Here is a 13,837-nt window from a genome sequence, read left to right as displayed (position 1 = left end):
TTGAAGGTTAGGTAACACTGACTGGAGGACCGAACCGACTACCGTTGAAAAGTTAGCGGATGACCTGTGGATCGGAGTGAAAGGCTAATCAAGCTCGGAGATAGCTGGTTCTCCTCGAAAGCTATTTAGGTAGCGCCTCATGTATCACTGTAGGGGGTAGAGCACTGTTTCGGCTAGGGGGTCATCCCGACTTACCAAACCGATGCAAACTCCGAATACCTACAAGTGCCGAGCATGGGAGACACACGGCGGGTGCTAACGTCCGTCGTGAAAAGGGAAACAACCCAGACCGTCAGCTAAGGTCCCAAAGTCATGGTTAAGTGGGAAACGATGTGGGAAGGCTTAGACAGCTAGGAGGTTGGCTTAGAAGCAGCCACCCTTTAAAGAAAGCGTAATAGCTCACTAGTCGAGTCGGCCTGCGCGGAAGATGTAACGGGGCTCAAACCATGCACCGAAGCTACGGGTGTCACTTAGGTGACGCGGTAGAGGAGCGTTCTGTAAGCCTGTGAAGGTGAGTTGAGAAGCTTGCTGGAGGTATCAGAAGTGCGAATGCTGACATGAGTAACGACAATGGGAGTGAAAAACTCCCACGCCGAAAGACCAAGGTTTCCTGCGCAACGTTAATCGACGCAGGGTTAGTCGGTCCCTAAGGCGAGGCTGAAAAGCGTAGTCGATGGAAAACAGGTTAATATTCCTGTACTTCTAGTTATTGCGATGGAGGGACGGAGAAGGCTAGGCCAGCTTGGCGTTGGTTGTCCAAGTTTAAGGTGGTAGGCTGAGATCTTAGGTAAATCCGGGATCTTAAGGCCGAGAGCTGATGACGAGTTGCCTTTAGGCGACGAAGTGGTTGATGCCATGCTTCCAAGAAAAGCTTCTAAGCTTCAGATAACTAGGAACCGTACCCCAAACCGACACAGGTGGTTGGGTAGAGAATACCAAGGCGCTTGAGAGAACTCGGGTGAAGGAACTAGGCAAAATGGCACCGTAACTTCGGGAGAAGGTGCGCCGGTGAGGGTGAAGGACTTGCTCCGTAAGCTCATGCCGGTCGAAGATACCAGGCCGCTGCGACTGTTTATTAAAAACACAGCACTCTGCAAACACGAAAGTGGACGTATAGGGTGTGACGCCTGCCCGGTGCCGGAAGGTTAATTGATGGGGTTAGCTAACGCGAAGCTCTTGATCGAAGCCCCGGTAAACGGCGGCCGTAACTATAACGGTCCTAAGGTAGCGAAATTCCTTGTCGGGTAAGTTCCGACCTGCACGAATGGCGTAACGATGGCGGCGCTGTCTCCACCCGAGACTCAGTGAAATTGAAATCGCTGTGAAGATGCAGTGTATCCGCGGCTAGACGGAAAGACCCCGTGAACCTTTACTATAGCTTTGCACTGGACTTTGAATTTGCTTGTGTAGGATAGGTGGGAGGCTTTGAAGCGTGGACGCCAGTTCGCGTGGAGCCATCCTTGAAATACCACCCTGGCAACTTTGAGGTTCTAACTCAGGTCCGTTATCCGGATCGAGGACAGTGTATGGTGGGTAGTTTGACTGGGGCGGTCTCCTCCTAAAGAGTAACGGAGGAGTACGAAGGTGCGCTCAGACCGGTCGGAAATCGGTCGTAGAGTATAAAGGCAAAAGCGCGCTTGACTGCGAGACAGACACGTCGAGCAGGTACGAAAGTAGGTCTTAGTGATCCGGTGGTTCTGTATGGAAGGGCCATCGCTCAACGGATAAAAGGTACTCCGGGGATAACAGGCTGATACCGCCCAAGAGTTCATATCGACGGCGGTGTTTGGCACCTCGATGTCGGCTCATCACATCCTGGGGCTGAAGCCGGTCCCAAGGGTATGGCTGTTCGCCATTTAAAGTGGTACGCGAGCTGGGTTTAGAACGTCGTGAGACAGTTCGGTCCCTATCTGCCGTGGACGTTTGAGATTTGAGAGGGGCTGCTCCTAGTACGAGAGGACCGGAGTGGACGAACCTCTGGTGTTCCGGTTGTCACGCCAGTGGCATTGCCGGGTAGCTATGTTCGGGAGAGATAACCGCTGAAAGCATCTAAGCGGGAAACTTGCCTCAAGATGAGATCTCACTGGAGCCTTGAGCTCCCTGAAGGGCCGTCGAAGACTACGACGTTGATAGGTTGGGTGTGTAAGCGCTGTGAGGCGTTGAGCTAACCAATACTAATTGCCCGTGAGGCTTGACCATATAACACCCAAGCAATTTGCGTCGAAAGGCCAGATTGCGGTGTTGTGAAGACGAAACGAACCGAAAGTTTGCGACTCACAATCATCACATACCCAATTCGCTGGAGTGTCTAACAAGACCTTCTGGCAACAGAATTTCTTGACGACCATAGAGCATTGGAACCACCTGATCCCATCCCGAACTCAGCAGTGAAACGATGCATCGCCGATGGTAGTGTGGGGTTTCCCCATGTGAGAGTAGGTCATCGTCAAGATTAAATTCCGAAACCCCTATCTGCGTATGCAGGTAGGGGTTTTGTCTTTTCCGGCCGGAAATCTTTGGTGCCTGTTCTGCCCTCATCAAGGGCCAAGCCCATGATATGGTTTCCCTCTGTCCGCACAGCCTCAAGGATGTCCAATGCCGCACGCAAACCCACTCCTTCCGGGATTCATGGTGGTCCACGGCAATCGCCTGGACGAACTGCGCAGCCTGGTGGTGAGCTGGATGCGCCTGCATCCCCTGGCACCTCTGGAAAATGAAATTGTCCTGGTGCAAAGCAACGGCATTGCCCAATGGCTCAAACTGGCTCTGGCCGAAGACCCCGAAGACGATGACCAGGGCGGTTGTGGCATTGCCGCCGCGATCGAAGTGCAACTACCCGGCAGCTTTATGTGGCAGTTGTACCGACGTGTGCTGGGACGCGATGAAATCCCGGAGGTGTCCCTGCTCGACAAGGCGCCGCTGACCTGGCGATTGATGCGTCTGCTCCCCGAAGTCATCGACAAACCCCACTTCGAACCCCTGCAGCGCTTTCTCACCGACGACACCGACCTGCGCAAGCGCTACCAACTGGCCGAGCGCCTGGCCGATCTGTTTGACCAATACCAGGTATACCGTGCCGACTGGCTCAAGGACTGGGCAGCCGGGCGAGATGTGTTGAACACTGCCCGCGGTGACGCCAAGCCGTTGCCCCCGGCCAATTGCTGGCAAGCCGAGTTGTGGCGTGCGCTGTTGCTGGATGTCGGCGAGGAAGGCATGGCTCAGAGTCGCGCCGGGGTTCATCAGCGCTTTATCGAGCGGATCAACAGCCTTGAGCAGGCACCTGCCGGACTCCCTTCCCGGGTTATCGTCTTCGGTATTTCCTCATTGCCTGCTCAGGCGCTGGAAGCCTTGGCCGGCCTGGCCCGTTTCAGCCAGGTGCTGCTCTGTGTGCACAACCCCTGTCGACACCACTGGGCGGATATCGTTGCCGACAAGGACCTGCTGCGCCACCAATACAAGCGCCAGCAACGCAAGCAGGGCATGCCCAGTCTGATCGACGCGCAATCCCTGCATCAGCACGCGCACCCGCTGCTGGCTGCCTGGGGCAAGCAGGGCCGTGACTACATCAACTTGCTCGACAGCTACGACGATCCCGGCAGTTATCGTGCCGCGTTCGCTGATGGGCGCATTGACCTTTTCAGCGAAAGCCAGCCGCAAACCCTGCTCAATCAACTGCAGGACGACATTCTTGAATTGCGTCCGCTGGCTGAGACCCGCGAATTGTGGCCCGCAGTCGATCCAGGCAAGGACCGCTCGGTACGCTTTCATATCGCCCACAGTCCGCAGCGCGAAGTGGAGATACTTCACGACCAGTTGCTCGCCCGCTTCAGTGCCGATCCGCACCTGCGCCCGCGGGACGTGATTGTCATGCTCCCGGACATCAACACCTACGCCCCGCATATACGCGCAGTGTTTGGCCAGTTGGGCCGCGATGACCCACGCTTCATCCCCTTTACCCTGACCGACCAGGGTCAGCGTGGCCGCGATCCGCTGCTGATTGCCCTTGAGCATCTGTTGAAATTGCCGGACAGCCGCTTTGCGGTCAGCGAGATTCTCGACTTGCTCGATGTGCCGGCCTTGCGCGCGCGCTTCGCCATTAAGGAAAGCGACTTGCCGACCCTGCACCGCTGGATCGAGGGTGCCGGTATCCGCTGGGGGCTAAACGCCGAACAGCGTGCGAGCCTGGGCTTGCCGGCTGATCTGGAACAGAACAGCTGGCGATTCGGCCTGCGGCGCATGCTGCTTGGCTATGCCGTGGGTGTCGGCGAAGGTTGCGACGGGATCGAACCGTTCGACGAAATCGGTGGTCTGGACGCCGCACTGATCGGCCCGCTGGTGGCCTTGCTCGACGCTCTGGAAATCGCCTATCAACAGCTGTCCAGGGCTGCGACCGCCGCGCAGTGGGGCGAACGTCTGCATGCGTTGCTGCAGGTGTTCTTCCTGGCCGAAACCGAGCACGACGACTTCCTGCTGGTACAGTTGCAGACCCTGCGCGAGACCTGGTTGCAAACCTGTGAGTCGGTTGCGCTTGAAGACCTGCTGCCGCTGACCGTGGTCCGCGAAGCCTGGCTGGCCGGTCTCGACCAGGGACGTCTGTCGCAACGGTTCCTCGCGGGATCGGTGAATTTCTGTACCCTTATGCCCATGCGCGCGATCCCCTTCAAGGTGGTCTGCCTGCTGGGCATGAACGATGGCGATTACCCGCGTGCGCAGCCGCCGCTGGACTTCGACCTGATGGGCAGCGACTACCGCCCCGGTGACCGCTCACGCCGCGAGGATGACCGTTACCTGTTGCTTGAAGCATTGCTGTCGGCGCGCGACCAGTTGTATGTCAGCTGGGTCGGCCGCAGCATTCGTGACAACAGCGAACGTCCGGCCTCGGTATTGATCGGGCAGTTGCGCGATCACCTCGCCGGCGGTTGGCGCCTGGCTGCTGCCAAGCAGCGCGATAAGCTCGATGCTGGCGAACAGTTGCTGCATGCCCTGACCGTGGAGCACCCGTTGCAGCCCTTCAGTGCCCGCTACTTCCACAAGGGCAGCAGCCTGTTCAGTTATGCCCGTGAATGGCGAACGCTGCACCTGCCGGCCGAGGAGCAAGCCAAGGCCGGGGACGACCTGCCGCCTTACAGCAGCGATGAAGCCTTGAGTCTGACCTTGTTGCAGGATTTCCTCCGCCACCCGGTGCGGCACTTTTTCAGCCAGCGTCTGAAGGTGTTCTTCGAGGCGGTGCAAGCGCCGCTGGCCGATGAAGAACCCTTCGTGCTCGACGCCTTGCAGCGCTACAGCCTCAGTGAAAGCCTGTTGGCTGCGGCGCTGGCAACCCCCGACGACGCCAACCAGGCACTTGGCGCTCAGGCGCGGCGTCTGCAGGGCAGCGGCATGCTGCCATTGGCGGGGTTCGGCCAATGCCTGCAGGCTGAGTTGATCGAGCCGTTGCCCGACCTGTTGCAGCGTCATCAACAGCTGTTGCGTCTATGGCCCACTGCCCTGGACAGCGCGTTACCGATCCGCTTCGAATACCGCCAGCTCAAGCTTGAAGGCTGGCTTGGCCGGGTCTACCAGCGCGACGATCAGTCCCTGCTGAGTATCACCACCTTGCCCAATGGCATCAGCAGTGGCCGCTCGCTGAAGTGGCAGCGGCTAACCTCGACTTGGGTCATGCACCTGGCCGCCTGTGCCGTCGGCTTGCCCTTGCACAGTGCGGTGGTGGCCACGGATATCACGCTGTTGCTGGCTCCGATCGAGCAAGCGCGTGCCGCCGATATGCTCGGTGACTTGCTCCTGGCCCGTCAGGCAGGCATGAGTGCACCACTGCCCGTGGCGACCAAGACTGCCTTCGCCTGGCTGGCCCAGAGCGACCCCGATAAAGCCTTGGCTGCTGCGGCCAAGGCCTATGAAGGCGATGGCCAGAACAGTTTTGGCGAGCGTAGCGAAAGCACCGCGCTGGCACGGCAGTTCAGCGATTTCGCCGCGTTGACGGCCAGTGAAGAGTTCGAGGGCTGGTGTGAAGCCTTGTACCGCCCGATGTTCGATGCGCCCTGGCAGACCTTGGGCAATGAGGAGGACGCCCAATGAGTCGCAACGCACCCCTGGCACTGACCTTTCCACTGCACGGCAGTCAATTGATTGAAGCCAGCGCCGGTACCGGCAAAACCTTCACCATCTCCGCCCTGTACCTGCGCCTGGTGCTTGGTCATGGCGGCGAGCAGGGCTTCGGCCGCGAACTGCTGCCACCCCAGGTGCTGGTGGTGACTTTCACCGATGCCGCCACCAAGGAGCTGCGTGAACGCATCCGTACTCGTCTGGCCGAAGCGGCACGCTTCTTCCGTGGCGAACTGGATGACGCCGATCCGTTACTGCATCAACTGCGCGCTGACTACCAAGAAGACCTGTGGCCAGCGTGCGCCAATCGCCTGGATGTAGCCGCGCAGTGGATGGACGAGGCGGCAGTCTCAACCATTCACAGCTGGTGTCAGCGCATGTTGCGCGAACATGCGTTCGACAGTGGCAGCCTGTTTACCCAGACCCTGGAAACCGACCATAGCGAACTGCTCGGCCAGGTCATGCGCGACTACTGGCGGCGCTTTTGCTACAGCATGCACGGCGATGCCCTGGCCTGGGTGCGTAGTCACTGGGTCAGCCCTGATGCCCTGTTGCCGCGGGTGCGCGCCCTGTTTGGACGGCAGCATATCGAGAACGGCACCGAGGAGCCGCAGGCGCTGATCGATGCAGTGTTGCATCAGCGCGCCGAGCAATTGCGCACGATCAAGGCGCCCTGGGTCCAGTGGTCTGGTGAACTGCTGCAGATCTGCCGTGACGGCCTGGCTGCCAAGCAAGTGGACGGCCGCAAGATGCAGGCCCGTTACTTCGAACCCTGGTGCGAGAAGCTGGCCGCCTGGGCAGCAGATGAACTGGCGCTGGAGCTTGACCTGGGTACCGGCTTCACCCGCCTGACCCGTGCCGGTATGGCTGAAGCCTGGAAAGGTGAACCCCCGAGCCACCCGGCACTGCAAGTGATGGAAGGTCTGCAGGATCAACTGAAAGCCTTGCCGACACCCGATGCCTGCCTGTTGGAACACGCCGCCGCCTGGGTGGGCGCACGTTTTGAACAGGAAAAGCGCCGTCGTGCGGAAATGGGTTTTGACGACATGCTCCTGCGCCTCGATCACGCCCTGCACGGCGATGCCGACGAGCGTCTGGCAGGTTTGATCCGTGAGCAGTTCCCGGTCGCGCTGATCGATGAATTCCAGGACACCGACCCGGTCCAGTACCGGATCTTTCAGCGCATCTACTGCATTGAAGAGAATGTTCAGGACACCGGCCTGTTCATGATCGGCGACCCCAAACAGGCGATCTATGCGTTCCGCGGCGCCGATATCTTTACTTACCTGGGCGCCCGTCGTGCCACCGCCGGACGCTTGCACAGCCTGGACACCAACTACCGTTCCAGCCAGGCCATGGTCAGCGCAGTCAATCATGTGTTCATGCAGGCCGAACTGCGTGAGCAGGGGCGTGGCGCCTTCCTGTTCCGCGAGGATAATGACAATCCGGTGCCCTTTGTCGAGGTCCAGGCCAAAGGTCGCAGCGAACAGTTGCTGGTCGACGGACAGGCGCTCGCCGCCCTGAATCTGTGGCATTTGCACAGCGACGAACCGGTCTCTACGGCGGTTTACCGTCAGCAGCTGGCCGCCAGTTGTGCCAGCCAGATTGTCGCGTTGCTCAATGGCGGGCAACAGGGTCGCAGCGGTTTTCTCCAGGCGGATCAGTCGCTGCGTGCCTGTCTGCCTTCGGACATCGCCATCCTGGTGCGCGACGGTCGTGAAGCGCAGTTGATTCGCGCCGAACTGGCGGCCCGCGATGTCCGCAGTGTGTATCTGTCAGACAAGGACTCGGTGTTCGCCGCCCAGGAAGCCCAGGACCTGCTGGCCTGGCTCAAGGCCTGTGCCGAGCCGGATGTCGAGCGCCTGTTGAAGGCGGCACTGGCGAGTATCACCCTGAACCTGCCACTGTCGGCGCTGGAACAGTTGAACCAGAACGAACGGGTGTGGGAGCGCTGGGTCATGCAGTTCCGCCAGTACCGGCTGACCTGGCGCAGCCAGGGCGTGTTGCCGATGCTGCGCCGCTTGCTCCATGACTTCGACCTGCCGCAGGTGTTGATGACCCGCAGTGACGGTGAGCGGGTGCTGACCAACCTGTTGCACCTGGCCGAATTGCTGCAGCAGGCAGCCACCGAACTCGATGGCGAGCAAGCGCTGATCCGCCACCTGGGCGAGCACCTGGCCAGCGCTGGTCAGGCTGGCGAAGAGCAGATCCTGCGCCTGGAAAGTGATGAGCAACTGGTCAAGGTGGTGACCATCCACAAGTCCAAGGGCCTGGAATATCCGCTGGTGTTCCTGCCGTTCATCTGCACCAGCAAACCGGTGGATGGCCAGCGCTTGCCGCTGGGCTGGCACGACAGTGAAGGCCAGGCGCACCTGACCCTGACCCCGGATGCCGAGCAGATCGCGATGGCCGACGATGAGCGTCTGGCCGAAGACCTGCGTCTGCTCTACGTTGCCCTGACCCGCGCTCAGCACGCTTGCTGGCTGGGGGTTGCCGACCTCAAGCGAGGCACCGGCAAGACCTCGCTGCTGCACCGCTCGGCGCTGGGCTATCTACTCGGCGGCGGCACGCCTTTGGCGGCTTCCAGCCAGTTGAGTGAGTGGCTACAGGCCCTGCAAGCGGGTTGCCCGGCGATTGCCAGCAACGCCATGCCTGGGGCCAACGAACAAGGCTATAGCGCACCCGCCAATCAGGCTGAACTGCTGCCTGCGCGCCAGCCCAAACGCCGTGCAGCAGAGAACTGGTGGATCGCCTCCTACAGTGCACTGCGTATTGGTGAAGAATCGCTGACCCTGGATACCGACAGCTCGCAAGCCCAGCAACTGCTCGATGACGAGCGTCCCGATCCGCAACAGCTGCGCGAAGTGATGCCCGGCAGCGGCGATATCCATCGCTTTCCACGTGGCCCGAACCCTGGGACCTTCCTTCACGGTCTGCTCGAATGGGCGGGGCTTGAAGGTTTTGCCCAGGTAATGGCGAACGACGAAGCGCTCAAACGCACGGTCGGCCAGCGCTGCAACCGCCGCGACTGGACAGGCTGGATCAACACCCTTGGCCACTGGCTGCAGCAATTGCTGGTGCAACCCATGGCCCTGGCGCCGGACAGTCCGCCCCTGGCCTTGAATCAGCTGAGTCAGTATCAGATCGAAATGGAATTCTGGTTTGCCAGCCACAAGGTCGATGTCGGCCAGCTTGATCGCCTGGTCGGTGAATACACCCATCAAGGCGCTGCACGGGTTGCTGCCCAACCGGCTCAGCTCAACGGCATGTTCAAGGGCTTTATCGACCTTGCCTTTGAACATGACGGGCGCTACTACGTGGCCGACTACAAATCCAACTGGCTCGGCCCTGACGATCTGGCCTACAGCGAGCTGGCCATGGAGTCGGCAATCCTCAGTCACCGCTACGACCTGCAGTATGTGCTGTACCTACTGGCCATGCACCGCCAGCTCCGCGCACGGCTGCCGGATTACGACTACGACCACCATGTGGGCGGCGCGGTGTTCATCTTTTTACGTGGTGTGCATTCGGCTTCTGGCGGCGTGTATTTCGTTAAACCGCCACGGGAATTGATCGAGCGCCTCGATGCGCTGTTCCGTGGCGTCAGTGCGCCGCAGCAACACGACCTGTTCCTGGGAGATACACCATGAGCCGTACCCTCGACGACCTGCTGCCGACGCCACTGGATGCCGAGCATCTGGCTGCACTCGAGCCATTGAGTGACAGTGCCGACCTGCTGGCGTTGCTCGATCGTTGGGTCGAACGTGGCTGGCTGCGCGCTCTGGACCGGGCTTTCGTCGGCTTCCTCGAAGAACGCGATCCGGGAGGCGACCCGCTGGTGTTGCTGGCAGCGGCCCTGGCCAGTCACCAGTTGGGTCATGGTCATGTCTGTCTGGACCTGGCTGAGACCCTGGCCGAGCCTGACTTTGCCCTGTCGTTGCCCCCGGAAGGCGATGCCCTGGCAGGTCCCTTGCTGCTGCCGTCGCAGTTGCTTGAACAACTGGCGCTGAGCACCTGGTTGCAGCGTTTGGCCAGCAGTCGCCTGGTCGCCAATGGTGCTTGCGTCGAAGAGGCTTCGCGGCCTTTGGTGCTCAGCGCTCAGCGTTTGTATTTGCGTCGTTATTGGGCCTATGAGCGGCAGATCGACAGCGCCTTGCGTCAACGTCTGGAGCAGGTCGAACCGACCCCGGCCGATTTGGCGGCGCGCTTGGCGCAACTGTTCGATGGCGGTAGTCAGGCGGGGCAGGTGGACTGGCAAAAGCTGGCCTGCGCCCTGGCCACCCGAGGTGCTTTCAGCATCATTACCGGCGGCCCGGGTACCGGCAAGACCACCACGGTGGTGCGCTTGCTGGCCTTGCTCCAGGCGCCAGCCGTAGAGGCCGGACGTCCCCTGCGCATTCGCCTGGCAGCACCCACCGGCAAGGCAGCGGCGCGGCTGACCGAATCCATTGGTCAGCAGGTTGAGCGCCTGGCCGTCGAAGCCCAGGTGCGGGAAAACATCCCCACCGATGTCTCGACGGTGCACCGTTTGCTCGGTAGTCGTCCGGGTTCGCGGCATTTTCGTCACCATGCGGGGAATCCTTTGCCTCTGGATGTGCTGGTGGTCGACGAAGCCTCGATGATTGACCTGGAAATGATGGCCAACTTGCTGGCCGCGCTGCCGCCTCACGCCCGTCTGGTGTTGCTGGGTGACAAGGACCAGTTGGCCTCGGTGGAAGCCGGCGCCGTGCTCGGTGACCTGTGCCGGGATGCCGAAGCTGGTCGCTATAGCGCCCAGACCCAGGCCTGGCTGGAGCAGGTCAGCGGTGAAACCCTGGTGGGTAGCGAACTGCTGGCGGGCACTGCCGAGCAGTATCCACTGGCGCAGCAAGTGGTGATGTTGCGCTTTTCCCGGCGCTTCGGTGAGACCAGCGGTATCGGCCGGCTGGCGCGCCTGGTCAACCTGCAGGACGCCGAACAGGCACGGGCCTTGTTGCAGCAGACACAGGATGACGTGTTCGGCCTGACCCTGCGTGGCGAGCAGGATCGCGCCCTCGACCGTCTGCTGCTCGATGGCCTTGGTCGCGGCAACGAGGGGCCGCAGGGCTACCGCAGCTATCTGCAGGTCATTGGCCGGCAACGTCCGGCGCTGACCACGCCGGTTGATGACCCGCGCTGGGAAGCCTGGGCCATGGCCGTGTTACAGGGTTTTGAAACCTTCCAGCTGTTGTGTGCCGTACGTAAAGGCCCATGGGGCGTCGAGGGGCTGAACCAGCGGGTCGGCCGGGTGTTGGGCGCTGCCGGCCTGATCGATGTCGAACAACCCTGGTATGAGGGCCGGCCAGTCCTGATGACCCGCAACGACTATGGCCTGGGTCTGATGAACGGTGACATCGGCATTGCCTTGCGCCTGCCCGATGAGCAGCAACCCGGCCAGCAGGTGTTGCGGGTGGCCTTCGCCCGTAACGATGGCCGTGGCGGTGTGCGCTTTGTATTGCCCAGCCGCCTCAACGAGGTGGAAACCGTGTTCGCCATGACCGTGCACAAGTCCCAAGGTTCGGAGTTCACCCATACTGCCCTGGTACTGCCTGATGCACTGAACCCGGTGTTGACCAAAGAGTTGATCTACACCGGCATCACCCGGGCGAAAAGCTGTTTCACTTTGATCGAACCGCGCCAGGGGGTGTTCGAGGACGCGGTGCGGCGCAAGGTCAAACGCATTTCCGGATTGATGCTGGAGCAGGTATGAACACGGCGATTCGGCCTTTTACCGGATGGGCAGAGGCCTGCTCTCTCGCTGGAAAATCGGCCACTGTGCTATCGTTGCGGCATTATCCCGCTTGTTTGTAAGAGATTTCCTTGATGAAAGTGGCCGCCCCGACCTCGGGACGTGTGACGAGTCGGGGGCGCTCGCTGATGGCTGCGTTGCCGCTGCTGTTCGGCGCGCTGGCCTCTGCCGAGACCAAACCGACCTCGACCCTGGCCGAGCAGCGCGCCACTGCCGTGACTCAGGTGGTCCTGGGCATTCTCAGCTACGCCCGCTGGCCGGTGGAACCGGATCAGTTGCGCTTGTGCCTGGTCGGTCCCACCGAATACGCCGATGATCTAGTCAAGGGCACCACGCAAGCCACTGGCCGGCCGGTAGTGGTGCGGCGCTTGCTGGCCGGTGACCCGCGCATCACCGATGAGTGCGATGCAATCTATCTTGGCCAGCTGAGCCCGGACGAACGCTCCCAGTTGTTCAGCGCTATCAGTGGTCATCCGGTATTGAGCATCAGCGAAGCCGACGATCCTTGCACAGTGGGCAGTGTGTTTTGCCTGCGGGTCAGCGACCGTCAGGTGGCGTTCGAGGTCAACCTTGATTCGGTAGCGCGCAGCGGCGTGCGCATCCATCCCTCGGTGCTGCAGTTGTCGCGGCGACGGGCGACACAGCCATGATCGGCTTTGGCTGGGGGCGTCAGCGTCCGACCCTGCGCGCAGTGCTGGGGCGTCGCCACTTGAGCGTGGCCTTGCTGGCGGTGGGCCTGGCAGGTGTTGCCCTGACGGTGCTTGGCGTGCTGGCGCTGCGCGTGTATGCCAATCACAACCTGCACCTGATCGCCCGCTCGATCAATTACACCGTTGAAGCCGCCGTGGTCTTCAACGACAGCAGCGCGGCGAATGAAGCTCTGGCGCTGATTGCCTCTACAGAAGAGGTGGCTGATGCCAAAGTGTTCGACGATAGCAACCAGTTGCTCGCCCGTTGGCAGCGCAGTGATGACAGCTTGCTCGCGCAGATGGAGCAACGAGTGGCTCGTAGCCTGTTGGCAGAGCCAATCGTCATGCCGGTGCTACATCAAGGCCAGCAGGTTGGTCATATCGAATTGACAGGGCAGGGTGGCAGCCTGGTGCGCTTCCTGCTCAGCGGCCTGGCCGGCATCCTCCTCTGTACCGTACTCAGCGCCCTTGGCGCGTTGTACCTGTCGCGGCGTATGTTCGGCGATATCGTTGGCCCCTTGCGCAGCCTGGCCACGGTGGCTCACGCCGCGCGGCGTGAACGCAGCTTCGACCGTCGTGTGCCTGAGGCGCAGATTGCCGAGCTCAATGAGCTGGGCAATGACTTCAATGCCTTGCTCGACGAACTGGAAAGCTGGCAGAGCCATCTGCAGAGCGAGAACGAAAGCCTCGCCCACCAGGCCAGCCATGACAGCTTGACCGGCTTGCCCAATCGAGCCTTTTTCGAAGGCCGGCTCAGCCGCACGCTGCGTAATGCCAGCAAGTACCGGGAGCACATGGCGCTACTGTTTCTCGACAGTGACAACTTCAAGGACATCAACGACAGCCATGGCCATGCGGCCGGTGATGAAGTACTGGTCAGCGTCGCCACCCGGGTACGCGCGCAGCTACGCGAGAATGATCTGGTAGCGCGCCTGGGCGGTGACGAATTTGCCGTGCTGCTGACACCTCTTCACAGCCGCGAGGATGCCCAGCGCATTGCCGAGAAAATCATTGCCAGCATGCGTCTGCCTGTTCGTCTGGGAGAAGGGCAGAGCATCGTCACGTCCCTGAGTGTCGGCATTGCTTTCTTCCCGGATGACGGTCAGACGCCGTCGGATTTGTTGAACGCCGCCGACGCGGCGATGTATCAGGCCAAGCGAAACACCCGTGGCCAGTGGCAAGCGGCAGAGACGGAGAGCTCTGCCAATCATGTAAAAAACAGGAGCTGAACCGTGACACACCTGAGTCGATACCTGCGTTTCCACTTTGCCTGGCTGGC

The 13,837-nt window shown here is 60.8% G+C and carries 5 protein-coding genes and 2 rRNA genes (1 of these 7 only partly in view); all 7 read left to right on the top strand.

Annotated elements, in window-relative coordinates:
• Positions 1-2,199: ribosomal RNA gene (locus tag ACVI9W_RS09190) — 23S ribosomal RNA — on the top strand (it extends 691 nt beyond the left edge of the window).
• 137 nt (positions 2,200-2,336) lie between these two features.
• A 5S ribosomal RNA gene (gene rrf, locus ACVI9W_RS09185) occupies positions 2,337-2,452 on the top strand.
• A gap of 143 nt (positions 2,453-2,595) precedes the next feature.
• The gene (gene recC, locus ACVI9W_RS09180; protein WP_461529821.1) at positions 2,596-6,075 is read left to right on the top strand and encodes an exodeoxyribonuclease V subunit gamma; all 3,480 of its coding nucleotides are present in this window, start codon (positions 2,596-2,598) and stop codon (positions 6,073-6,075) included.
• Entirely contained in the window at positions 6,072-9,752 is a 3,681-nt protein-coding gene (gene recB, locus ACVI9W_RS09175) for an exodeoxyribonuclease V subunit beta (protein ID WP_461529820.1), read from the top strand. Before recC ends, recB begins: the two co-directional genes overlap by 4 nt.
• Entirely contained in the window at positions 9,749-11,830 is a 2,082-nt protein-coding gene (gene recD, locus ACVI9W_RS09170; RefSeq protein ID WP_461529819.1) for an exodeoxyribonuclease V subunit alpha, read from the top strand. The genes recB and recD overlap by 4 nt, the downstream gene beginning before the upstream one ends.
• Before the next feature lie 113 nt (positions 11,831-11,943).
• Positions 11,944-12,519 carry a YfiR family protein gene (locus ACVI9W_RS09165; RefSeq protein ID WP_461529818.1) on the top strand — a complete coding sequence of 192 codons (576 nt, stop codon included), beginning with the start codon at positions 11,944-11,946 and terminating at the stop codon, positions 12,517-12,519.
• Positions 12,516-13,787, top strand: a complete 1,272-nt coding sequence (locus ACVI9W_RS09160; RefSeq protein WP_461529817.1) for a diguanylate cyclase domain-containing protein — start codon at positions 12,516-12,518, stop codon at positions 13,785-13,787. The genes ACVI9W_RS09165 and ACVI9W_RS09160 overlap by 4 nt, the downstream gene beginning before the upstream one ends.
• The last annotated feature ends 50 nt before the right edge of the window (positions 13,788-13,837 follow it).

It is taken from the genome of Pseudomonas sp. 210_17 TE3656, assembly GCF_054821965.1.
Note: the sequence above shows the minus strand (reverse complement) of the source record. Positions and strands in the feature narration are given on the sequence as shown.

What these genes read in the sequence shown, in the direction of transcription:
- recC (WP_461529821.1), top strand. Translation starts at nt 2,596, where the DNA reads ATGCCGCACGCAAACCCACTCCTTCCGGGATTCATGGTGGTCCACGGC.
- recB (WP_461529820.1), top strand. Translation starts at nt 6,072, where the DNA reads ATGAGTCGCAACGCACCCCTGGCACTGACCTTTCCACTGCACGGCAGT.
- recD (WP_461529819.1), top strand. Translation starts at nt 9,749, where the DNA reads ATGAGCCGTACCCTCGACGACCTGCTGCCGACGCCACTGGATGCCGAG.
- ACVI9W_RS09165 (WP_461529818.1), top strand. Translation starts at nt 11,944, where the DNA reads ATGAAAGTGGCCGCCCCGACCTCGGGACGTGTGACGAGTCGGGGGCGC.
- ACVI9W_RS09160 (WP_461529817.1), top strand. Translation starts at nt 12,516, where the DNA reads ATGATCGGCTTTGGCTGGGGGCGTCAGCGTCCGACCCTGCGCGCAGTG.